Origin of the sequence: Veillonella magna DSM 19857, assembly GCF_000428745.1 — a bacterium.
Classification (GTDB): domain Bacteria; phylum Bacillota; class Negativicutes; order Veillonellales; family Veillonellaceae; genus Veillonella_A; species Veillonella_A magna.
Genome location: NZ_AUAN01000012.1, coordinates 1 through 21,691, shown reverse-complemented (window position 1 = coordinate 21,691; position 21,691 = coordinate 1). Strand labels below are relative to the sequence as shown.

Below are 21,691 nucleotides of genomic sequence, written 5' to 3'. Positions count from 1 at the left end.
TCATACGTAACTACATGTATTGGAGGAGGTTTTTTAGACATGGAAATGAATGGCTTGTATCTAGTTATCGTTTCAGCTTGTGTCTTGATGATTGCCTATCGTTTGTATGGTGCTTTCATCGCAGCAAAAGTTTTAACTGTTAATAAGTATCGCGTTACGCCGGCCGTTGCCATCAACGATGGTGTTGACTATGTGCCGACGAACAAGTGGGTAACCTTTGGTCAGCACTTTGCGGCGATTGCCGGTGCCGGTCCGTTGGTGGGTCCCGTTATTGCGGCCCAATTCGGTTACTTACCGGGAGTGTTGTGGATCTTGATCGGTTCTGTATTAGCCGGTGCGGTTCACGATTTTGTATTGTTGTTCGCCTCTGTTCGTTATAACGGTAAATCGATTGCCGATATTGCGAAGGGGGAAATTTCCAGTGTAGCCGGTATCGGCACGATGCTTGCTACGTTGTTCTTGCTCATCATCACGATGGCAGGGATGGCAGCGGTAGTTGCCAACTCGTTGGAGAACTCTCCGTGGGGTTTCTTCACGGTAAGTATGACGATTCCTATCGCCGTATTCATCGGTATTTATCTTCGTTGGTTGCGCCCTGGTAAAATCAGAGAAGCTACGATTATCGGTGTAGCTATGATTTTGGCCGCTGTGTTCTACGGTCCTGATGTGGCTGCTTCTTCGTGGGCACCGTACTTCACGTACGATCGTCAGTCCATCGAAGTTATGTTGGCTGTATACAGTTTCTTTGCAGCTGCGTTGCCGGTATGGCTCTTATTGGCACCGCGCGGTTACTTATCTACGTACATGAAAGTAGGTACCATCGGTGCGTTGGCATTGGGAATTATTGTGGTAATGCCGGTGATTCATATGCCTGCCTTCTCTGACTATGTATGGGGCGGCGGTCCGGTATTGAGTGGTTCCGCGATTCCGTTTGTATTTATCACCATTGCTTGTGGTGCGTTGTCCGGTTTCCATGCTACGGTATCCACCGGTACAACTCCTAAAATGATTACGAATGAAAAAGAAATGCTTCCTATCGGTTACGGCGCTATGCTTACCGAAGCGTTCATCGCTATGATGGCGTTAATCGCAGCTACCAGCCTTAACCCGAATGATTATTTTGCAATTAACTCTACGGCAGAAACCTTCTCTGCCTTGGGCTTATCCGTTCATGAATTACCGCAGTTGTCCCAGATGGTAGGCGAAGACTTGATGCACCGTCCGGGTGGTGCCGTTTCCTTGGCGGTAGGTATGGCTCATATCTTCTCGAAGATTCCGAGCATGGCACAGCTCATGGGTTACTGGTATCATTTCTGCATCATGTTCGAAGCATTGTTCATTTTGACATTGATCGACACCGGTACTCGTGTAAGTCGTTACATGGTACAGGAACTCTTAGGTTTTGCGTTCCCGAAAATGCGCGATGCCCATTGGACTCCGGGTGTATATATCGCTTCCTTCTTGGTATGCGTAACGTGGGGTTACTTGGTATTGCAGGGTAACATCGGTACGATTTGGCCGCTCTTCGGCGTATCCAATCAGCTGCTTGCTACAATGGGTCTGGCCATCGGTACAACGGTTATCATGCGTCTCGGTCACCAGCGCTATGCATGGGTAACGGCTATCCCGTGTGTGTTCATCGCTGTAATTACCGTTATGGCTGACTATCAGAACGTATTCGGCAGCTACATGCCACAAGGTAAATACATGCTCGTAGTAGTAAGTATTATCATGTTTGCTCTTGTAGCCTTAGTAATGGTAGAAGCTGTTCGCAGCTGGATTCGTTTGGCAAAAGAAAAACCGGACTATCGTACGTCGAAAGAAATCGAAGAGGAAACGCTGGAATCTATGGATTCCGGTATGGTAGCGAATATGGAAGTAGGTCGCGACTAAGATCGGATTGTGACCAAGACTGAATTGTGACTTGGTTTGATAAAGACGGACGAGATTGTCCATCTATACATTAAGAGCTGTAGCCAGTGAGGTAGAGAACTCATTGGCTACAGCTCTTTTATGTGTAAGTTATGTAATTGTTGTAGATATATAAGGGATACAGCCATCGACCGCCGTTGTTGACCACAGGCATCGAAGGGTGAAGATAGGATACGACGTTGACTTAGCCGATGCCTAAAATTTCTTTAATTAATTTTACCTGCGCTTTGCTTACGGGAATGTCGATGAGCTCTTCGCCTTTGGCCGTCTTATTGGGGAGTCGTAACCAATAGGTGCCCTTGAACCAAGGAACTACTTCGCGCACACGGTTTAGATTGACAATGTAACTGCGGTGCACGCGGTACAGGGTAGTTCCTTTGACCCGTTCTTGAATATCGGCTAATGTCTTGTTGGAGCTGTAAATACCGGTGGTGGTGTGCACTTCCAAGCGACCGGATTCGCCGGTGATAAAGTAGATGCTGTCGAGATCGATCAGGAGAATATGGGCACCGTTATCTACGGCCAGTTTATTAGGACGCGGCATGAGGGGCTCATCGGTATCGGAAGCACCCGGCGGTGCTTCCGTAGTTGTAGCAGCGGCGGGGGGAGTATTGCCGGTTGGCTGCGTAGTAGCATAGGTGTCGGTATCATCCCGTAAGACTTGACGCGCACGTTGGATGGCCTTGGTCAGTCTCTCTTCCTCTATGGGTTTTACCACGTAGTCTAAGGCCTGTAGCTCGAAGGCTTGCAAAGCATATTCGTCATAGGCTGTGGCAAAAATGATAATGCTGTTTGGCGATATATCGTGAATGACCGATGCGATTTCAAGGCCGGATAGGCCCGGCATATGAATGTCGAGAAAGATAAGATCCGGCTGAGATTTCGTTATGAGAGAAATTGCGTTGGTTGCCGTATCGGCTTCGCCGATGATATGAACAGCATCGGCGTGATTGGTTTCCAACATGTAGCGCAGCTCATCGCGGGCCGGCTTTTCATCGTCTACGAGAATGGTGCGTAGCATAGTAAACCTCCTTTTCGTTTAAATGGTAGAGATGTGACGACGGGTGGCTTCCTCCGGTAATTCGCGGGGAAGGCGAATGGTTATTTGCGTGCCTTCCTCCGGTTCGGAGGTAATGGACAGGCCGTATTTTTTGCCATATATTCCTTGTAGGCGTTTATGCACATTACTGATGCCGATATGCCCTTCCGGGGGATGCTCCAAATAATAGGTCGGATCGTTGTCAAAGCCTACGCCGTCATCGATAACGGTTATGACCATGTCATCGCCGTCAACAGCACCGAGAATAGATATGGAGCCGCCTTCCTCACGGGGCTGAAGGCCGTGTTTAATGGCGTTTTCGATAATGGGCTGCAGCGTTAGCGAGGGAATGCCGTAGGCGAATAACGCCGGATCGATGGTATGCGTTACAAATAAGCGATCCCCGTGACGAGCCACGGCAATTTCCAAAAAGGCGGACACCTGTTCCCATTCCTTTTGAAAGGAAATGATGCGTCCCGTATACTGCAAGGTGAAGCGGAACAGTTGAGAAAATTTAATCAACAGTCGCCGTGCTGCTTCGGGATTGGTGCGGATAAGGGACGAAATAGTGTTCAAGGTGTTGAATAAAAAGTGTGGATTAATCTGGGTGTGCAAGGCTTGCATTTTTGCCTCTTCCGTCAGCTTGGCTTGGCGATCGATTTCCGTCAACTCCAGCTGTGTGGAGAAGAGGTCTGCCAGTCCTTGGGCAAAGGCGATGTCCGATGCATCGGGAATGCGAGATGGCTCGGTGTAGTACAGCTTTAAAGAGCCGATGATGGTATCCTTAATGGTCAAGGGCACGACAAGGGCACTTTGTAAGGTACAATGGGGGACGTTACAACCGATTTCATCGTGGTTATAGGCAATGTGAATTTTACCGGTGCGCAAGGATTCTACAGTTACGCTGGTTAATGGATGCGGACGCTCCGGGCCGTGATGATTGGCTTCGGCTCCGATATAGGCAAGGACGCGCTCCGTGTCCGTAACGGACACGGCGGCGTAGGCGGTGTGCTTTTTGATGATCTTAACCACAGCAGTGGCCGTGTCCGGTGTTAAACCTTGGCGCAGATAGCTTACGCTTTGTCGGGCAATGGCCAATAAGCTTTGGCTTTGGCTGGCCTTTAAAATTTCTCGGCGGTGCATACTGTCCTTGATGATTTTTATGAAAAGTGATAAGCCGATGGAGTTGGCAATCGTCATGGGCAGAGCGATTTCGCTGACCAAATGATAGGCCAGGGCAAATGGCGTGGCAACGAGCAAAATAATTGTCATCTGCAACAGTTCGCCTATGCAGCCGATGAGTAAGGCCCAACCGGCGGGAATGGGTGTACGCGGTGAGTAGCGGTAAATAATTCCGGCCAGTAACCCTTCCAGAATGGATGAGATGGCGCAGGCCAAGGCGGTAAAGCCGCCCAGGGAATAGCGATGTATACCGGCTAACAGCCCGACGATACCGCCGATGCGCGGTCCGGCGATGAGACCGGCGGCCATAATGCCCACCATACGCGAATTGGCTAAGGCATCATCAATGGGAATGCCAGCGTAGGTACCGGCGATGGCAATGCCGGCAAAGATGATAATAAAGATGGTACTGTCCTTAGTTGACAGCTTGTGAGCAATCAGTCGATCGAAGAAGCGCATCTGTGATACAATAAGGCCTAATACGACGGCAATGCTGATACGCTTTATCATTTCAAAAAGTAATACTTCTACAGTCATAATGAGATATCCCTCGTGAATATACGAAATACAACATCAAGATGAAACCCGCATAATGTGGATATGCCTTGTAAGGTAAGGCATGGTTTGGTATCAGTATATCATATGAGAAAAGCGTATATCTAATATAAATTATAACTTGAGTTAAATTATCAAAATGTAGTACCATAAAGGTAATGAAATATTTCGTAGACAATACCGTACTTGTCATACCGCCGGAGCACAGACAAAATAATTGTGGGCGGTGCATGCTTGAGAGGTAATGATGGGGATACACAACTATATGCGGAGGTGACACTATGTGTTATTTTGAACTTATTAATAAAACAGGGCTTACTCGTTTTGGACAAGGCATGGAAGGGACGCTTCACTTTTTGGGGAGCCTCGTTATCCTGTTAAGTTTATTGCGATTAGGCGTATTCTGGTTGCTTGGCGTGTAAAAAAATAAAAGCCTTTAGGTTGTCTAAAACTGAACTGCCCCCGGTCGTTAGATGTTAGGTCTAACAATCGGGGGTCAGTTTATTAACGACAAATCCAAAGGCTTTTTTTATTTGGTTAACGACTTAGCGTCCTACCGGATTTTCAAGGGTACCGATATCGCTGATGGTAATGGATACTTTATCATCGTCTGCCAGGAAGCGAGGCGGTGTAAAGCCCATGCCCACACCGGCAGGGGTACCGGTGGCAATTACGTCACCGGGCTCGAGAGTAATGGAGCGACTCAATGTAGATACCAAGGTGGGGATGTCAAAAATTAAATCCGCCGTTGAACCGGTTTGGCGTAACTCGTCATTAACGTACGTATGAATTTCAAATGTTTTCGGCTGCTTATCGCCGATGAGAATGGCCGGTCCCATGGGACAGAAGGTATCCAGGCTCTTGCCCAACAGCCATTGACTGTGACGCTTTTGCAAATCTCGCGCCGTTACATCGTTGACGATGGTATAGCCGAAGATGTGATCGTACACTTCGTCCGCCGGAATGTGGGAGGCGCGTTTACCGATGATGATAGCCAATTCGCCTTCGTAGTCTACCTGTGAGGTAGTATCTTCGTGCAGGCGAATCGTTTTGCCCGGGCCGATAACGCTGGTCGGCAGCTTGGAGAAGAAAATGGGATGCTCCGGTACGGCTGCCTTTTCACGATCGAATTCGGCAATGTGTTCATCGTAATTTTTGCCGACGCAAATTACATTTTTATTCATAGTCAGCGGGGCTTCCAAGGTTACCTCGCTTAGGCGATACGGCTCGGCAATCGGTGTTTCGCGATGCTTTTGCAAGGTGGACGCCAATTGCAGAATTCCTTCGTCGCCTTCACGGATAAGTTCATCCAAGGTTTCCGGGAGAAACGAGAAATACGCTTCCTCTAAATCGGCGGCTCCTAAAATCGTCTGTGTTTCGTCGTCGATGACGCCCCACTGACGAAAGCCGTTTGCGGTTGTAAAGGTAGCAACCTTCATACTTGTCAACTCCTCTTATTTTTCCAAAAGTTTAATTTTTTTCAGCAGCCACTTTTCGCAGCTTTTACGGTCGTTGAAAAAGCGCAAATCGCGTTCGTTCTTATAGTTAATGTAGAGACCGTAAATAAAAGGTACTACCGTATCCGGTGCCATGTTAAATTTATCAATGGCCAAATAGGTACCCGGTTCCGTTACTGTTTCTAATTCTTCGAATGGGATTTCTCTGATGCTGAATGCTTCTCCGTTGGCACGGCGTCTTGTTCTCTTAGGCACAAGACTGAAGGTCTTTTTCAGACCGTGTTCGTCAATGGTCAAGAAAACAGGAAGATCCGGGTCATAGTCAGCAATCAGCTTTACGAGTATGCTCTTTGCCTCCCGTAGGGTGATTTCTTTCTCATCGATTTGTTCTAATACTGACATAGTCCAATCCTTCTCTTTCTTTAAGATACATGTTTCTTTTGTACTGTTTATATTAGTGGATAAGGAAATTACATACCTAGCGGTATTATATTTCATATCATTAGTATAGCAGATGAGCGCGGTTAAACAAAGTATATTCAGTATATAAGTATATAAATTTTATAGGCAAACGTAGCCTAAGAAGAGTGAATATGTGTTATAATAGTACATCATATGTCGTATATGGCCACCGGCTGTAGACGATACTAAATGAAAAAACAGAGAGTTACGATTGGAGGGATTACCATGGGAAAACCGTTGGTTGTTGTACCGGGGTTGGTGCGTAAGGATGCCATTGCCTACTTAAGTGAACACGTAGAGGTAAGACAGTGGACGGAAAAGACGCCGATGCCACGGGAAACATTAAAGGAATGGCTCCGTGAAGCAGATGGACTTTGGAGTATTAATAATGTGTCCGTTGATGCGGACTTAGTGGCGGATGCGCCGAAGCTGAAGGTGATAGCCCAAGCTTCTGTTGGCTATGATAATGTTAAGGTGGATGATCTTACGGCTAAGGGAATTCCCTATGGCAATACACCGCATGTGTTGACGGAAACGGTGGCTGAGCTGGCCTTTACCTTAGTGGCGACAGCGCGTCGTCGCATACTGGAAAATATGGAGTTCGTTACATCCGGCCAGTGGGCACAGCGTCCGTCGAATATTAAGGGGCGTGATTTGAGTCGCACCACGCTAGGGATTATCGGTATGGGCAATATCGGTTTATCAATTTCCCGCCGGGCTCGTGCCTTCGGTATGACTGTTATTTACCATAATCGCCATCCTCGTAAGGACGATCATTTGTATATGATTGAATATCGTGATATGGACAGCCTGCTTCGGGACAGTGATGTGGTGCTGGTTGTGACGCCGCTTACGGAAGAAACGTATCACATGATGAATAGGGAAGCGTTCAAAAAAATGAAAAAGGATGCCTTGTTTGTTAATGTGGGACGCGGTAAAATTGTAGATACCGATGCATTGGTGGATGCCTTGAATGAAGGTGACATCGATTATGCTGCATTGGATGTAACCGATCCGGAACCGTTGCCGCCGGACCATCCGTTACTGAAGACCGGTAAGGTGTTGGTAGTACCGCACATCGGATCCTTTACGGACAGAACTCGTAAGGACATGGCCTTTTTAACGGCGGATAATATTATAAACGGCGTGCAGCAAAAACCGCTGAAAACATGTGTGAACGAAGAAATCAATTATAAGGAGTAAGGGCTTCGCCAAGGCGTGGCCGCATATAGGAGGAGATTACGGTTGGAAACGACAAATGAGGCAGTAAATTTTATTGAAGCCATCATCAACAAAGACAATGAAGAGGGGACGTACGGCAAGCGTGTACACACTCGTTTTCCGCCGGAGCCGAACGGCTATTTGCATATCGGCCATGCCAAATCGATTTGCTTGAACTTCGGTCTCGGTGTGACATATGGCGGGAAAACCAATTTGCGCTTTGATGATACCAATCCGGTGAAAGAAGATGTAGAATACGTACAGTCTATTGAAGAAGATGTAAAATGGTTGGGCTTCCAGTGGGATAAGGAGCCGTACTATGCATCCGATTATTTCGATAAGCTCTATGACTATGCGTGTGTGTTGATTAAAAAAGGCAAAGCCTATGTAGATGATCAGACACCGGAACAGATTAAGGCCAACCGCGGTGATTTTGCTACGCCGGGGACGGACAGCCCTTACCGTAATCGTTCGGTAGAGGAAAATCTCCGGTTGTTTGAAGAAATGAAGGCCGGCAAATATAAAGATGGCGAAAAGGTGTTGCGTGCTAAAATCGACATGGCATCACCGAATATTGTTATGCGCGATCCTGTATTATATCGTATTTTACATACCGAACATCATCGTACGGGAAATAAATGGTGCATTTATCCGATGTACGATTATGCGCATCCTGTAAGTGATGCTATCGAACGCATTACGCATTCCATCTGCACCTTGGAGTTTGAAGTGCATCGCCCGCTATATAATTGGGTATTGGAAGATTGGGACGATACGGAAAAACCACAGCAGATTGAATTCGCTCGTTTGAATATCACCAATATGGTTATGAGTAAGCGCAAGCTGCGTCAGTTGGTAGAACTCAAGCTGGTCAGCGGCTGGGATGATCCTCGTATGCCTACCATTTCTGGCTTGCGTCGTCGTGGCTATACGCCGGCGGCAATTCGTGATTTTTGTCAGCGTATCGGCGTGGCTAAAGCGGATAGCATCGTAGATGTAGCCCTTCTCGAATTCTGCATTCGCGAAGATTTAAAAATGAAAGCGCCGCGTCAGATGGCAGTTCTCGATCCGGTGAAGGTTGTTATTACCAACTATCCGGAAGGTCAGCAGGAAATGTTGACATTGGAAAACAATCCTGAAAATGAAGCTATGGGCAGTCGTGAAGTAAGCTTTAGCCGAGAAATATACATTGAACGGGCAGATTTTATGGAAGAACCGGTGAAGAAATTCTTCCGCCTGGCTCCGGGCAAGGAAGTCCGCTTGAAGGGTGCGTATATTATTAAGTGCGAAGATGTAGTGAAGGACGCAGATGGTGTCATCACGGAAATCCATTGCACGTATGATCCGGAAAGTCGCAGCGGTTCCGGTTGTCAGCGTAAAGTAAAAGGTACTTTACATTGGGTTGATGCCGCTACGGCAGTGGATATGGAAGTACGTCTATATGATTACTTGCTTACGAAGAGCGACGATGAAACGCCGGATAAAGACTTCTTAAAACAAATCAATCCAAATTCGCTTACGATTTGTCAGGCAAAAGGCGAACAGGCATTTGCTGCGACAAAGCCGGAAGACCACTTCCAGTTCTTGCGTCAAGGTTATTTTGTAACGGATAAGGACAGTACGGAAAATCATATTGTAATGAATCGTATTGTCGGTCTTCGCGATTCGTGGGCTAAGATGCAGAAAAAAGGATAAAAGGCGGGGAGTACATGATGAATTACAAAGCGTGGTGTTGTGCCGTGTTGTTGGCGGGAGCACTTACGGCAAGCAGTGTCCAGGCTGCGGGCTTGCGCACTGTGGAGTTATCGGCTAAGGACGTGCCTGCCGGTTTTACAGCGGGATCTACGGAAGGCAAGGCGTTATTTGTAGGTCGTACAGATATGACGGCAAGAGCAGCCTTTATGGATATGGGGCTGTTGAGTGCCCATTCGTTTCTGCTGAATTACAAGGATAACGATGTCGTTAAGTATGCGTGGATCGGCGATGTACGCCTTGGTGATCAGGGCTTGCAACGGCTTGGGGTTAACGGATCAATGCCGGTAATTTCAGCACAGGGCAAAGATTTGGAGGATAGCTCTTTGCCTGAAGTAGCGGCGGTAATAAATAGCGGCCGTGCCAATATTTTGGTGCCGTATACTGTAGTTGAGCCGTTAAAGGAAATAAAAAAGGGGCTATATACAGGTACCTTACAAGTGGCGACCAACGAAAAAGGAGTTACCTATAAAGAGGTATTGCATATGGTGGTATATGACAATATTTACTTCGGTCCAACCTTGCGTATCTTGGCAATTGCCGGTGACGATGATGCCCTGTTATGGCCTCAACTGAAACAGATGATGAATGTAACCAAGTGAGCGGCTACAAAGCGTCTCTAATAATATAAGAAAAGCGATAGCGCAGATAATGCGGTATCGCTTTTTATATAGACTGACATGTATCAAAAATGCATACCTCTATGCGATTAAGTAAATGAAAATAAATATCAATTATATTGACATAATTATGGTTTGGTTGTATGATTAAGCCAGAAGATGATTAGAAAATTATTGTTTTCCTAAAAATCTCATATGATAATAATATGAGATTAATTATCAGATAAATCCGGATTTACTAGTATGACAGGCCATGAGAGCAAGTGTTCTCCGAATATATGACGAAGGCAGGTAGATCATATGATAAACTTGGTAGAATATATTATCGGTTATCATTGTGCACCGGCAATACGGGGAATAAAGGTAGCAAACCTTGTGGCGATACCACGTAATGTAGATACAATGGTGGCATCTGTATTGTCTGACTATAATACACAATTTAATCCGAAGGGCTTGCATTTTTACGAGCTTTGTCATTGCAAAGAGCGGCGATTACTCTTGGTGTATCGCAAGAAGATGTTGGATGACTACTTGCGACAACCCGGTCATATGGCGTTTTTGAAGCGCTATGGCTATGATGCGAGGGAATCGCTAGAGGCATGGTTAGTGCGTTTGCGACGGCGTGTGGAAACAGAGGTTGATTTCCCTCACGAAATCGGCTTGTTTCTCGGCTATCCGTTGGTAGATGTAAAAGCCTTTATCGCCTCGAAAGGAAACGGCTATAAGCTGTGCGGTGAATGGAAAGTGTATGAAAATCAGGTGTCGGCAATGCGTTCGTTTTACTGCTTTCGCGTTTGTCGCGAGTTCTGTCATACAGAACTGTTAAATGGAAAGGCATTAGGCGCATTAGTTGCGGCCACTGCGTGCTAGTAATAAGGAGGTAACAACAATGATTGGTGTAATTTATTGGTCCGGTACAGGTAATACGGCTGCTATGGCGGAAGCGGTAGGCAAAGGAATTGCTGCAGCCGGTCAAGATGTAGTTGTAAAATCTGTTAGCGATGTAACGGTGGATGAAGCAGCCGCTTTTGATAAACTCGCATTAGGTTGTGCCGATATGGGTGCAGAGCAGTTGGAAGATATGGAATTCGAACCGTTCTACAACGAATTGGAAGGTAAACTTAGTGGTAAGAAGGTTGTGCTCTTCGGCTCCTATGGCTGGGGCGGTACATGGCTTGATGATTGGGCAGAACGCGTAAAAGCAGCCGGCGGTGAAATTGTTGCCGATAATGTAGCTATTTTAGGTGCACCTGATGACGATGGCAATGCGCAGTGCGAAGCTCAGGGCAAAGCATTGGCTGAAGCATAAAAGCATCGGACGCTGATATAAGAATAAACTGCAATGTGGATATATCATTAGCCATCGTATCGAGTTGTTAATGATAGAGTAATTATATTGTGTACATGTGTAAAACAGTATTAACTGTACAAGCACAATACAAAAATAAAATATACATATAAAATATAAAACCCCTGCGATGTGTGGAGATGGGATATACCGTAACCATACTTCGCAGGGGTTTTGTTTATCGTTATGTATTAAAGAATATATTTCGTGTACTATGACGCGATATATTCCAAGCAGCTTATGTTAAGGGGAGTAGTTGATTATATAGGCAGTTTATTCTAAGGAGAGTAGCCGCATACATAAATGGTGTAATATGTTTTATTTACTATGTTCCGCTACGAATTCACCGATGCGTTGTAAAGCGATGGCGATTGTTTCACGGGATGATGCATAGGAGCAACGAATTCGATTCTTGCCGCATACACCGAAGGCCGAGCCGGGGACAACGGCTACGTGCTTTGTAAGGAGTAGTTGTTCGGCAAATTCTTCATCACTAAGTCCGGTAGAAGAAATATCGGGGAACACGTAGAAGGCACCTTGCGGCACGGCTACCGGTAATCCCATTTTTTGGAAGCCGGTGACGATAAGTTCGCGGCGAGCCTTGTATTCATTGCGCATATCAATTACTGCATCATCACATTCGGTTAAGGCTGTAATCGCTCCGTGTTGAATCGGAGTAGCCGGCGCAACGATACTGTACTGATGAATTTTAATGGCCGCATCGATGACTTCGTGAGGGGCACACATAAAGCCGATACGTAATCCCGTCATAGCATAGGCTTTGGAGAAGCCGTTAAGGATGACGGTGCGCTCTTTCATACCGGGAAGAGACGCAATACTTACATGGGTGGTGTCATAGGTGAGTTCGGAATAAATTTCATCGCTTACAACAATAAGGTCGTGTTTCTTTACTACTTCTGCAATACCTTCTAAATCCTGACGCGTTAAAATAGCACCGGTAGGATTGCTGGGGTAGCCCATGAGAAGAACGCGTGTCTTCGGTGTAATGTGTTTTTCTAGCGCAGCCGGTGTCAATTTAAATCCTTCCTCCAGGGTAGTGGGAACCATGATGGGATTGGCTTGCATGAGATGAACCTCTGCCGGATAGGCCACGTAGGACGGATCGGGAATGAGTACATCGTCGCCGGGATTAACCAAGACGCGAAGTGCTAAATCGATGGCTTCGCTGGCACCGATGGTGAGCATCATTTCGTTTTCGATGTAGTCAACGCCGTAACGACTGTGGTACCAATGACGAATAGCCGTGCGCAACGGCAACAAACCGGCGTTGGCGGTATAATTCGTTTCCCGCCGTTCCAAGCTGGCAATACAACTGTCGATGACTTTAGCCGGTGGTGCATAGTCGGGTTCGCCGACGCAAAGAGAAATTACGTTATCAATGGACATAGCCATTTCCCAGAATTTGCGAATTCCCGAAGGGGGTAATGTTTGTGCTGTTGTTGAAAGTTTTGTAGTCCAATCCATGAAATTCACCTCGTTGTTTGTATTCGTTGACAGTGAGCACTGTCAACGGGGTAAAAATAGTTCTGTGTACAACAGTGTACCATAAAAAAACAATTACGGATAGAATTTCATTAGTCGCCGTGATGGACCGGAAAGTGTGATATAATAATGAATCATACCGCCGGAGATGTGGGCGGTCCTTAAGGAGTGATACCATGGATGCACTGGATACAGAGCGATTTACGGTTACATATCAAATAGAGGCCGATACCTATGAAGAGGCCAAGCAAATTGCGTGGAGCGTGCAGGTGGAACAGACCATCGAGTTTCTGTACGAGCGTTTGCAATCGGAATATATTCGCGACCATGTAGTGGGACGGCTCGTTTCTTTGGATGCGGTCGACAGCGGAGGGTATCGTGCGGTAATTTCCTATGCCGATGCGTTGACTGCCTATGAAGCGACACAATTTTTAAATGTAGTGTTCGGGAATTCTTCATTGCAGCCTCATATATGGGTAGTAGATATACATATATCGGAAGGATTGGCAAAGGCTTTTGGAGGTCCTCGCTTTGGCTTGGACGGACTGCGTAGGTTGTGCCATACGCCGCGACGGGCTTTGATGCAGGCGGTTATCAAACCGATGGGGACACCAACGGATGAGTTGGCCTCTATGTGTCGGGCGTATGCATTGGGCGGAGCCGATGTGATTAAGGATGATCATGGAATTACCAATCAAAGCTTTGCGCCTTTCAAGGAACGGGTGAAGCGTTGCGCAGCGGTAGTGCATGAAGCCAATGCCAAGTCCGGAGGTCATACATTATATGCGGCGAATGTATCGGCTGATGGTGAAGCCGTATTGGAGCGTGCGCATTTTGCTAAGGAAGCCGGCGCAACGGCGTTGATGGTGGCACCGGCCCTGACGGGATTCGGTTGGTTGCAACGATTGGCGAAGGATGAAAGCTTAGGGTTGCCGTTGATTGTGCATCCGGCGATGATGGGGGGCTTTGCATTGCCCGGTACGTCAGGCATTGCGGATTATTTGTGGATTGGATTTTTGCCGCGTCTCTTCGGTGGTGATATGCCCATTTTTGTATCGTATGGCGGACGCTTTACTTTTACGGCAGAGCAGTGTAAACGAATTCATGAATATATCAGCCGACCGATGCCGGGGTTGCGGGCAGCCTGTCCTTCCCCCGGGGGCGGCGTGACGGAAGCACGTTTGCCGGAGCTGTTGCAACTATACGGTAACGATACCATGTTTTTAGTAGGCGGCGATATGTTTCGACGAGGCAATGATTTGGAAAGCAACATGCGCTTCTTTGTGGATATGTTGGAACAACTCAGTGTGTGATGTGATGTATCGCATACAAACAGTTTAGACGTGTAAAGCCAATACACAAGTAAGGCAAATACATAAGCAAAGCAAACATACAAGCAAAGCAGATACATGCCGTTGTTAAGGAAAAACATAAAAATACATAATTAGTATTAAAGGATGGATGAGAGAAGGAGAAGATATGACGGAAGAATTGGAGGCTAAAGTAGCAAAACTGCTGGACAGCTTACGTTCTATGGGAAGTGCTGTGGTCGCTTTTTCCGGCGGTGTAGATAGTACATTTTTAGCGGCTGCAGCCAAACGGGCATTGGGGGATAAGGCCCGAGCATTTACTGTTAGCTCACCGACGTTGCCGAGACGAGAAATCGAGGACGCCAAGCGGTTTGCAGCGATGATTGGAATTGACCATACAATCGTGGAAATTGATGAACTGGCTATGCCGGATTTTGTACGCAATGACTCACAGCGTTGCTATTATTGTAAAAAGAATAGATTTTCGCAATTGATTGATTGGGCGCACCGCGAGGGAATCAATGAAGTACTCGATGGTGGCAACCTCGATGACACCAAGGACTACCGACCGGGTATGCGAGCCTTGGAAGAACTCGAGGTGGTGCGAAGTCCGCTTCTTGAAGTCGGCTTTACTAAGGCGGATATCAGAGCGGTCGCCAAGGCGTGGGGGCTTGAGGTATGGGATAAGCCCAGCTCTCCTTGCTTGGCCACGCGGATACCGTACGATCATGTGATTACACGGGAAGCGCTATCTATGATTGATGCAGGAGAAAATTACCTGCGTCGTTTCCTTGACGAGCCGTTTCGTGTGCGTTACCATGATGGTATGGCACGTATAGAAGTGAGCGAAGCGGAATTTGTAAAATTTACCGATTCTGCTTGGCGCAAACAGGTGCAAGAAGAATTTGATCATATAGGTTTTATATATGTTAGTGTGGACATTAAGGGTTTTAAGAGCGGCAATCTTAATCGACAGATTACCGAGTAGGAGGCTATCGTGGATTGGCATAGAATTCGATCACAACAAGATGCTGATGAATTAATGAAGGTATTCAACGGATTTAGGAACTGTGTGTTAACAGAGCTCGACTATTTGAGTGGTGCCTATGTGCAACCGGCGTTGGCTATGTATCCGATCAATGCTAAGCGACGGGTACGCATGGTATTTCAGCGCCAAGATAAAAACTTGCCGGCCATTGAACTAGTATTTTGTGATACCAGTCGTTTAAACTTGGTACCGATTAGAACAAATTGTACGGCTGAAATTACCGGCGCCGTATTGGCTTACCAAGGAGGACGTCTGTATTGGGCAGACCGCGATGATTTTGTGATTGATAACATCAATAAAGACCCGGCAGTAAATCAGGCGACGTGGATTGAAGCAAAACGTGCGCAGTGGCGCGTTCTTAAAGACCATCTCGGCGCAGGCCATGTATATGAAGTAACAAAATAGGCAGATAAACGACGGGGTTGTCGAAGGCAATCCCGTTTTTTAGTCATAGAAAGGATGAGATGACACACCGTGGGGAAAGGAAATACGACAGCCTTTCAAGTGCATGTGTTGGCCAGTGGCAGTAAAGGCAATGCAACAGTAGTGGCTTATAAAAATACGTCTATCCTCATCGATGCCGGTATCAGTGCACGGCGAATTACGCAGGGAATGAAGGCACTGGGCTTGGATGCGGCTAAGCTGGCAGGTATTTTTATTACGCATGAGCATTCGGATCATATTGCAGGATTGTTGCAAATGGTCAAGCAATATGATGTGCCGGTGTTGACAAGGGAAGGGACTATGAAGGCACTTATTGGCAAACGGGTTGCCGGCTATCAGTCATTTACCGTTTTGACAAAGGCGAATATTACTGTCGGTGATATTTCGGTAGAGACGTTCAAGACAAAGCATGATGCAGTTGACTCTATGGGCATAAGCTGCTACGGCGGCTCCCATAAAATGACGTTAATGACTGACACGGGTACGATTGACGATAGAATGTTGCGGGCAATGGATGAAAGTGACATGTTGGTGCTGGAAGCAAATTATGATCCGCAAATGCTGCGATACGGACCGTATCCGCCGGATTTAAAGCGCCGTGTTGCCGGTGAATACGGACACTTGAGCAATGAAAGTGCGGCGCAAGCATTACTTATGATGAAACGCCCCGACAATTTACAAGTAATCTTGGCGCATCGTTCGGAAAAAAATAATGCCGTACCGGTGGTGAACGATACAGTGCATCGACTTACCGGTGAAGTTGGATTGATTGAAGGGAAAGACTTTAGGCTACAACACGGACAACCGAAGGAATGTGTAAGTATGGTCGGACAGGAGGCTTGAGGCGATGGACGGAAAGAAAAAAAATATTTTTATATTGATGGCAATTATTTTTGTTTTAGTTGGTGGAATCGGTGGCTACTTAACACATGAGTGGGCTGTGCCAACGACGCCGACTACGACGGCAAGTGACACCAAGGAGGAAACATCGGTACCTCTTACACCGGCGCGGGATACAGCCATTGTAAAAGCCGTTAAGAAGGCAGGCCCGGCAGTTGTAGGGATTACGACGCGAGTTTACAACCGTGATATTTTTAATCGACAAGTATTAGTCGGTGAAGGCGTGGGATCCGGTGTTATTTTTGATAAAAAAGGATATATAGTGACAAACTATCACGTTGTGGCACAAGCGACGGATAAAAAGGTAACGGTATCGCTCAGCGACGGAACATCGGTAGACGGTGCGGTCATCGGCGTAGATCCTACGACGGATTTGGCAGTTGTTAAAATCGATGGCAACGAGAATTTGCCGGTAGCCGAATTCGGCGATTCCGACAGCTTACAGGTAGGTGAGCCGGCCATTGCCATCGGCAATCCATTGGGGCTAGAATTCCAAGGAACCGTTACGGCTGGCGTTATTAGCGCGCTGCATCGCACGCTGGATATGGAATCACAGCGCTTTCCTCTCATTCAGACGGACGCAGCTATTAACCCCGGTAACTCCGGAGGGGCATTGGTTGATGCTGATGGAAAGGTCGTAGGCATTAACAGTGAAAAAATTGCGCATACCGGTGTAGAAGGCATGGGCTTTGCTATTCCGATTAATGAAGCTAAGACGATTGTTGATGAATTAATCAAAAATGGCTATGTGACTCGTCCGTACTTGGGGCTTGGCCTATTGGACAAAGAAGCGGCCGCTAAATATGGTGTCAAATTAAATGTCGATGGTTTGTATGTAGCACGTGTATACGATAATGGTCCCGGTGTGGATTCGGGCATTAGACAAGGCGATTTTATTACGGCTGTTGACGGTAAGGCAGTCAATACAATGATGGCTATGAAGCAGCTGTTGGATGCGCATAAGCCGGGGGATACAGTGCAGCTCACGGTGCAACGGGGACAGGGCACAACGGTGCTTGATATTACCTTAGGCAAAATGCCAGCGCCGGAAGCGTAAGGAGGTATCATGAAATTTTCTATACTTACCATAGGCAAACTAAAGGAAGCCTATTTACGCGATGGAGTGGCAGAATTTGTTAAGCGCCTGCGCCCGTACGGCGGAGTTACGATTACAGAATTGAATGAAAGTAAAATCGGCGATAAACCCAGCGATGCAGATCGTCAACACGTGGTCGAAGAGGAAGGCGAACGCCTTTTAAAATTGGTGAATGACAGGAGTTGGCTTGTAGTACTGGATGTATATGGCAAGACTATGTCATCGGAAGCTATAGCAGCGAAAGTGGCGGAGCTGGAGCTCGATGGTATCAGCGAGATGACCTTTGTCATCGGGGGCGCCTTCGGAGTATCGGAGAAGCTGCGAAATGCTGCGCGGCTTCGGCTGTCGTTCAGTCCAATGACATTTACCCATCAAATGGTGCGACTGTTGCTGGTGGAACAATTGTATCGGGCATGTAAAATTAATCGTGGCGAACCATATCATTGGTAATATAATACAGAGGAGTGGAAACCGTGACAGAGGATATTATTTTATTGAAACAGCCGGCATTACTATGGTCTGTGGAAACCATGTCTCCCGATGAAGCGTATCGGCGTGACATTGACGAGGTGCGAATGCGCTTGCAGCAAATGGCGCAGCAAATAGCGTTGCAGCACACTTCGTTGACGACAAAAGCAGAAACAATATATGGTAATGAACACATAAAAGAACGTTTACTTACGATTGGCTATTCTGTAGAGGCTATTACATCGTATTGTGAGCTTTTATGCAGTTCGTTGCAGACCTATAAAGAAGCGTCATCCATGCTGAGCTTGCTTCGGGACAGTCAGCCAACGTATGCAGAGCATCAGCTGAACTCATTGTTGGAACAAAATAGAGAATTTAATTCACTGCTTACCGATTTAAATTATTATGTCGTCTTGGTAGTCAATGCGTTGGTTACCGAGAATCGTTCGTTGGAGAACTTGATGCACAGCAGAATGGATGATACAACCGATCATGAGCAAGTAAACAATGAATATAAAGATTTTATTCGTCGCGGCTTAGAACTTAATAAATCCTTGGATAAAAGGATTATGTATATTGATAGTCTGCTACGGGATATCCGGAAGCAAATGGCGGCCTCTCAAGTAAGTCGTTTAGAGGCACAGGTAGCGGAACGGCGCCGTAAAATCAACGAGCAACGATATCAAGCGAAAGTAGAAGATGTCCGTGATTATGAAGATTTGGAAGGTCAATATCGTCATAAATATGATGAAGAGGGAAATCTCATCGGTACGGAAGAAGGCGGAAGCGGCGGAAATCGTCAGGGTATTAAGGCTATTATTATTGCGATAGCACTGGTAGCTATCGTTCTTGTTGCGCATTACTTTATTACGTTGTAATGCGAAGTGATATATAGCAGGAAAAATAAGATATAGAGTAAATAAAAGGAATTTGGCGTAGGTGTGTCAAACTATAACAATATAGGACGATTAAATTACATATTTGGCTAGGTCCCAATAGAATCAAATTGAGAGGGTGACAACTATGAAAGTTAGTGAAGTAATGAATAAGTATCCTACTATTATAAGTCGTGATGGCACCATTAACGAAGCGGCACAGTTGTTAGTGAAACATAATTTAACAGCTATTTCCGTTGTGGATGCACACAATAAACTGGAAGGTATTATTACCGAAGGCGATTTGTTGTATAAAAAAGTACGGCCTCATGCACCGCATTATGTGAATGTACTGGGAGCAAGTATTTACTACAGCGGTATCGGCGAATACAACGCACAGTTTAAAAAGTTGTTGGCTACCCACGTAGCAGAATTAATGACAAAGGATGTTATTACCTGTCATCCGGAAACGGAAGTAGAAGAGGTAGTCGGTGTAATGTTGGAAAAACATTTGAAATCCGTACCGGTTGTTGATGAAGACAACTGCCTGCAAGGGGTAATCACGCGTCATGATATTATGAGACTGATTGCCGATGGAGAAGTATAAGTATAAGTGAATGTGAGGTGGGGATGCATATTGAAAGGGAAAGTAAAAATGAAGAAGACAATTTTATATGATGATTCTGAACTCTTGAAATGACTTTTGTAATCTATGCTTTGGACAGTTTAATTGTAAATTCTATATCTATTGCTTAAAATTACTTTTTTTGTTTTGTAGTTAAGAAGATTACCTAAGTTATTATTATATTCATAAGATGTAGGTTTTTATGATAATAGCTGATTTTAGGTTATTCGTAATAAAATTTAAAGGAGAAGTGTACTTTATGAATAAAATATTTAAAGTGGTTTGGAGTCAAGTGAAGGGATGTTTTGTAGTTATTAATGAATTTGGAAAAACGCATCAATCTAAATCAAAGCGCATAGCCAAAAAAGGGCTGTATAGAGGTGTATTGGGAGCATGTATCTTGGGGATTATTTCTAGTAGTCCTGTATTTGCTGTTACTGGGGGGAATGAAACTATTAAGTTTCAGGACGGAGAAGGAACGGTGGTAGGTAATGCTACGGCGCAAGGTAACTCCAATACGGTGGCCATTGGTAAAGAATCTACAGCAAAAGGTGGGTCATCTGTTGCCATAGGTGGGGGAAAAACCGATGGAAAAGGAGCCTCTGATGAGGATCAAGGGACAGGCCAAGGACAGGTGGCTATAGGTTGGAGTACAGCGGTCAATGGAACGGGTGTAGTTGCTATCGGTAATTCAGGGGCTTCAGGCAGAGGTGCTGTTGCTTTAGGCAATAAATCGTCAGCCTCGGAGGAGGGATCTGTGGCTATCGGAAATCATTCGACCGCACTGGGGACAAATTCTGTGGCTATTGGTGGTGGAAGTGCTAATGGAGTAGGTGCTATTTCTATAGGAGCAGATAGTTCATCTACCTATAATGGTGCTATAACTTTGGGGAGAAACTCAGAAGCAACAAACCAGGATGCCATCGCTTTGGGGGCAGGTTCGGCAGTCGGTTCTGTAGGTGGTTTTGCTGTATCGGGAGGATATGTTGGTACGAGTGATTACTATGGCATTGCTATAGGAGCAGGTGCATCTGTTGATGGTGGACATAATAATATTGGGGGGGGGATTGCGCTAGGAAAGGATGCGAAGGTAACAGCAGAAGGTAGCGTAGCATTGGGATATGGCTCGGAAGCTGGAGCTGCCAACCAAAATGAAACGGCAAAGTCATGGGAGATAACAATAGGGAATGAGAAAACAACATATTCTTTTGCCGGTTATTATAAACAACAACAATATGTGATTGGTAATGGGGTTGTCAGTGTTGGGGCAAAAGGTGCAGAACGAATGATTACTAATGTAGCAGCCGGTAATCTTTCTCCTGAATCGACGGATGTAGTGAACGGATCGCAGTTATATGCAGTCACTGATGCTGTGAAAAAAATAGGAAAAGTAGCTGGTGCTAAGACGACACTCACAGAAACGAGTGATGGGGCAATCACTGTAAGCAAGAGCACAGAAGACGGTCATGATAACTATGACATTACGTTCAATGCAGATAAAGTAGCAGAAGCTACGAACCTTAGCTATAAAGCGAGTGGGGATACTGCATCGAAAACAGTAAGCTTGTCTAAGGGACTCACTTTCGCGGCAGGGACAAACCTGACGGCGACATCCGGTGCGGACGGCGTTATTACGTATGACTTGAAGAAGACGCTTACAGGAATCACGAGTATTAGTAATGGTAGCAATGGAGCGACCATTACATTAAGCGATGATGCTGTGACGCTGAATAATAAGCCACTTAAGGGCGTAGCGACTGGAACAGACGCTACTGATGCCGTTAATAAGAGACAATTAGACAGTGCCATTGAGACGATTACGGGAAATAATGGTGCCCTGAGTAATACCATTAC

21 protein-coding genes are annotated in these 21,691 nt (G+C 46.1%); 16 read left to right on the top strand and 5 right to left on the bottom strand.

Going from position 1 to position 21,691, the window contains the following annotated elements; genetic code table 11:
• Positions 1 to 39 precede the first annotated feature (39 nt).
• Positions 40 to 1,893 carry a carbon starvation CstA family protein gene (locus tag G344_RS10750; protein WP_071838096.1) on the top strand — a complete coding sequence of 618 codons (1,854 nt, stop codon included), beginning with the start codon at positions 40 to 42 and terminating at the stop codon, positions 1,891 to 1,893.
• Between the two features lie 223 nt (positions 1,894 to 2,116).
• Here the strand turns inward: G344_RS10750 and G344_RS0105370 are convergent, their stop codons facing one another.
• Both G344_RS0105370 and G344_RS0105365 read right to left on the bottom strand, forming a co-directional pair.
• Entirely contained in the window at positions 2,117 to 2,953 is an 837-nt protein-coding gene (locus G344_RS0105370) for a LytR/AlgR family response regulator transcription factor (RefSeq protein ID WP_028255313.1), read from the bottom strand.
• 18 nt (positions 2,954 to 2,971) lie between these two features.
• Positions 2,972 to 4,690, bottom strand: coding sequence for a LytS/YhcK type 5TM receptor domain-containing protein (locus tag G344_RS0105365; protein ID WP_028255312.1), 1,719 nt, complete (start codon positions 4,688 to 4,690; stop codon positions 2,972 to 2,974).
• Positions 4,691 to 4,989: 299 nt separating this feature from the next.
• Here G344_RS0105365 and G344_RS11990 point away from each other — a divergent pair, with 299 nt between their 5' ends.
• Positions 4,990 to 5,130: a hypothetical protein gene (locus G344_RS11990; protein ID WP_169718812.1), complete on the top strand. Its 141-nt coding sequence runs from the start codon at positions 4,990 to 4,992 to the stop codon at positions 5,128 to 5,130.
• Positions 5,131 to 5,253: 123 nt separating this feature from the next.
• Here the strand turns inward: G344_RS11990 and G344_RS0105355 are convergent, their stop codons facing one another.
• Together G344_RS0105355 and G344_RS0105350 are read right to left on the bottom strand one after the other, a co-directional pair.
• Positions 5,254 to 6,147 carry a fumarylacetoacetate hydrolase family protein gene (locus G344_RS0105355; protein WP_028255311.1) on the bottom strand — a complete coding sequence of 298 codons (894 nt, stop codon included), beginning with the start codon at positions 6,145 to 6,147 and terminating at the stop codon, positions 5,254 to 5,256.
• A 15-nt stretch (positions 6,148 to 6,162) separates the two neighbouring features.
• Positions 6,163 to 6,567 (bottom strand): hypothetical protein, encoded by a 405-nt coding sequence (locus G344_RS0105350; RefSeq protein ID WP_028255310.1) that lies wholly within the window; start codon positions 6,565 to 6,567, stop codon positions 6,163 to 6,165.
• A 249-nt stretch (positions 6,568 to 6,816) separates the two neighbouring features.
• Between G344_RS0105350 and G344_RS0105345 the strand changes: the two genes are divergently transcribed.
• From G344_RS0105345 to G344_RS0105325, 5 genes are all read left to right on the top strand, one after another.
• On the top strand, positions 6,817 to 7,830 hold the full coding sequence (locus G344_RS0105345) for a 2-hydroxyacid dehydrogenase (RefSeq protein WP_244869498.1): 1,014 nt from the start codon (positions 6,817 to 6,819) through the stop codon (positions 7,828 to 7,830).
• 42 nt (positions 7,831 to 7,872) lie between these two features.
• Positions 7,873 to 9,543: a glutamine--tRNA ligase/YqeY domain fusion protein gene (locus G344_RS0105340; protein ID WP_028255308.1), complete on the top strand. Its 1,671-nt coding sequence runs from the start codon at positions 7,873 to 7,875 to the stop codon at positions 9,541 to 9,543.
• 14 nt (positions 9,544 to 9,557) lie between these two features.
• Positions 9,558 to 10,202, top strand: coding sequence for a hypothetical protein (locus G344_RS0105335; RefSeq protein WP_156886155.1), 645 nt, complete (start codon positions 9,558 to 9,560; stop codon positions 10,200 to 10,202).
• 318 nt (positions 10,203 to 10,520) lie between these two features.
• Positions 10,521 to 11,090 carry a DUF3793 family protein gene (locus G344_RS0105330; RefSeq protein ID WP_028255306.1) on the top strand — a complete coding sequence of 190 codons (570 nt, stop codon included), beginning with the start codon at positions 10,521 to 10,523 and terminating at the stop codon, positions 11,088 to 11,090.
• A 19-nt stretch (positions 11,091 to 11,109) separates the two neighbouring features.
• Positions 11,110 to 11,529: a flavodoxin gene (locus G344_RS0105325; RefSeq protein ID WP_028255305.1), complete on the top strand. Its 420-nt coding sequence runs from the start codon at positions 11,110 to 11,112 to the stop codon at positions 11,527 to 11,529.
• Between the two features lie 357 nt (positions 11,530 to 11,886).
• Here the strand turns inward: G344_RS0105325 and G344_RS0105320 are convergent, their stop codons facing one another.
• Positions 11,887 to 13,053: a pyridoxal phosphate-dependent aminotransferase gene (locus tag G344_RS0105320; protein ID WP_028255304.1), complete on the bottom strand. Its 1,167-nt coding sequence runs from the start codon at positions 13,051 to 13,053 to the stop codon at positions 11,887 to 11,889.
• Between the two features lie 203 nt (positions 13,054 to 13,256).
• Between G344_RS0105320 and G344_RS0105315 the strand changes: the two genes are divergently transcribed.
• The 9 genes from G344_RS0105315 to G344_RS0105275 all read left to right on the top strand — a co-directional run.
• Entirely contained in the window at positions 13,257 to 14,384 is a 1,128-nt protein-coding gene (locus tag G344_RS0105315) for a RuBisCO large subunit C-terminal-like domain-containing protein (RefSeq protein ID WP_156886156.1), read from the top strand.
• A 166-nt stretch (positions 14,385 to 14,550) separates the two neighbouring features.
• On the top strand, positions 14,551 to 15,369 hold the full coding sequence (larE, locus tag G344_RS0105310) for an ATP-dependent sacrificial sulfur transferase LarE (protein WP_028255302.1): 819 nt from the start codon (positions 14,551 to 14,553) through the stop codon (positions 15,367 to 15,369).
• A gap of 9 nt (positions 15,370 to 15,378) precedes the next feature.
• Positions 15,379 to 15,834 (top strand): hypothetical protein, encoded by a 456-nt coding sequence (locus tag G344_RS0105305; RefSeq protein ID WP_028255301.1) that lies wholly within the window; start codon positions 15,379 to 15,381, stop codon positions 15,832 to 15,834.
• Between the two features lie 69 nt (positions 15,835 to 15,903).
• Complete coding sequence (locus G344_RS0105300) at positions 15,904 to 16,716, top strand: MBL fold metallo-hydrolase (protein WP_028255300.1); 813 nt, start codon at positions 15,904 to 15,906, stop codon at positions 16,714 to 16,716.
• 4 nt (positions 16,717 to 16,720) lie between these two features.
• Entirely contained in the window at positions 16,721 to 17,830 is a 1,110-nt protein-coding gene (locus tag G344_RS0105295) for a S1C family serine protease (RefSeq protein ID WP_028255299.1), read from the top strand.
• A gap of 9 nt (positions 17,831 to 17,839) precedes the next feature.
• Complete coding sequence (rlmH, locus tag G344_RS0105290) at positions 17,840 to 18,319, top strand: 23S rRNA (pseudouridine(1915)-N(3))-methyltransferase RlmH (RefSeq protein WP_028255298.1); 480 nt, start codon at positions 17,840 to 17,842, stop codon at positions 18,317 to 18,319.
• Positions 18,320 to 18,342: 23 nt separating this feature from the next.
• Positions 18,343 to 19,215, top strand: a complete 873-nt coding sequence (locus G344_RS0105285; RefSeq protein WP_028255297.1) for a hypothetical protein — start codon at positions 18,343 to 18,345, stop codon at positions 19,213 to 19,215.
• Positions 19,216 to 19,360: 145 nt separating this feature from the next.
• Entirely contained in the window at positions 19,361 to 19,819 is a 459-nt protein-coding gene (locus G344_RS0105280) for a CBS domain-containing protein (protein ID WP_028255296.1), read from the top strand.
• 277 nt (positions 19,820 to 20,096) lie between these two features.
• Positions 20,097 to 21,691, top strand: a 1,595-nt coding sequence (locus G344_RS0105275; protein WP_028255295.1) for an ESPR-type extended signal peptide-containing protein, incomplete at its 3' end; no start/stop codon positions are given.

Coding starts and splice junctions, on each gene's coding strand:
- G344_RS0105330 (WP_028255306.1), top strand. CDS start 10,521: ATGATAAACTTGGTAGAATATATTATCGGTTATCATTGTGCACCGGCA.
- G344_RS0105325 (WP_028255305.1), top strand. CDS start 11,110: ATGATTGGTGTAATTTATTGGTCCGGTACAGGTAATACGGCTGCTATG.
- G344_RS0105295 (WP_028255299.1), top strand. CDS start 16,721: ATGGACGGAAAGAAAAAAAATATTTTTATATTGATGGCAATTATTTTT.
- G344_RS0105355 (WP_028255311.1), bottom strand. CDS start 6,147: ATGAAGGTTGCTACCTTTACAACCGCAAACGGCTTTCGTCAGTGGGGC.
- G344_RS0105345 (WP_244869498.1), top strand. CDS start 6,817: ATGAAAAAACAGAGAGTTACGATTGGAGGGATTACCATGGGAAAACCG.
- G344_RS0105335 (WP_156886155.1), top strand. CDS start 9,558: ATGATGAATTACAAAGCGTGGTGTTGTGCCGTGTTGTTGGCGGGAGCA.
- G344_RS0105280 (WP_028255296.1), top strand. CDS start 19,361: ATGAAAGTTAGTGAAGTAATGAATAAGTATCCTACTATTATAAGTCGT.
- G344_RS10750 (WP_071838096.1), top strand. CDS start 40: ATGGAAATGAATGGCTTGTATCTAGTTATCGTTTCAGCTTGTGTCTTG.
- G344_RS0105350 (WP_028255310.1), bottom strand. CDS start 6,567: ATGTCAGTATTAGAACAAATCGATGAGAAAGAAATCACCCTACGGGAG.
- G344_RS11990 (WP_169718812.1), top strand. CDS start 4,990: ATGTGTTATTTTGAACTTATTAATAAAACAGGGCTTACTCGTTTTGGA.
- G344_RS0105370 (WP_028255313.1), bottom strand. CDS start 2,953: ATGCTACGCACCATTCTCGTAGACGATGAAAAGCCGGCCCGCGATGAG.
- larE (WP_028255302.1), top strand. CDS start 14,551: ATGACGGAAGAATTGGAGGCTAAAGTAGCAAAACTGCTGGACAGCTTA.
- rlmH (WP_028255298.1), top strand. CDS start 17,840: ATGAAATTTTCTATACTTACCATAGGCAAACTAAAGGAAGCCTATTTA.
- G344_RS0105320 (WP_028255304.1), bottom strand. CDS start 13,053: ATGGATTGGACTACAAAACTTTCAACAACAGCACAAACATTACCCCCT.
- G344_RS0105365 (WP_028255312.1), bottom strand. CDS start 4,690: ATGACTGTAGAAGTATTACTTTTTGAAATGATAAAGCGTATCAGCATT.